This window comes from Phormidium sp. CCY1219, assembly GCF_055795085.1.
Genome location: NZ_JAYFEQ010000060.1, coordinates 1 through 231, shown reverse-complemented (window position 1 = coordinate 231; position 231 = coordinate 1). Strand labels below are relative to the sequence as shown.

1 protein-coding gene is annotated in these 231 nt (G+C 55.4%); it reads left to right on the top strand.

What is annotated here, in order from left to right; all coding sequences use genetic code 11:
• The coding region (locus tag AC0QH1_RS00425) for a hypothetical protein (protein ID WP_324628769.1) at positions 1 to 231 on the top strand (231 nt) is incomplete at both ends.

The following is a 231-nucleotide window of genomic DNA, read 5'->3' as shown; positions in this document are numbered from 1 at the left end:
GCTGAAGCCGAAGAAACCGACGGAGAATCAACCGATAGCGACAGCGAAAATACCGCCGTTGCCGAAAGCAGCCCAGAGTCCGATAGCAGCGAGAAAAACCTAGAAGAAAGTGACGGCGAAAGTGAAGAAACTTCCGCAGAGGAAACCGCTGCTGAAGAAACCGAGGGAGAGGCAGAAACCGCCGCCGAAGTGACCGAAGAAACGGCTGACGCCGATGCAGAAACCGAGGCA